The organism is Vibrio sp. 11986-1-5, assembly GCF_963878025.1.
GTDB lineage: Bacteria > Pseudomonadota > Gammaproteobacteria > Enterobacterales > Vibrionaceae > Vibrio > Vibrio injensis.
Genome location: NZ_CAWNVW010000049.1, coordinates 1 through 205 on the forward strand (window position 1 = coordinate 1; position 205 = coordinate 205).

General features: G+C 49.3%; 2 tRNA genes. Both read left to right on the forward strand.

Annotation, left to right across the window (positions count from 1 at the left end):
- Window positions 1–50: 50 nt before the first annotated feature.
- Window positions 51–126 (forward strand) — tRNA-Glu (locus AACS00_RS11660).
- 1 nt (window position 127) lies between these two features.
- A tRNA-Lys gene (locus AACS00_RS11665) sits at window positions 128–203 on the forward strand.
- The last annotated feature ends 2 nt before the right edge of the window (window positions 204–205 follow it).

Sequence of the window (205 nt, forward strand, 5' to 3'; positions counted from 1 at the left end):
AGTGTTCACACAGATTGATTTGGTTTAAGTAGTAAAGAGAGTATCTTAGTGTCCCGTTCGTCTAGAGGCCTAGGACACCGCCCTTTCACGGCGGTAACAGGGGTTCGACTCCCCTACGGGATACCATGGGTCGTTAGCTCAGTTGGTAGAGCAGTTGACTTTTAATCAATTGGTCGCAGGTTCGAATCCTGCACGACCCACCATT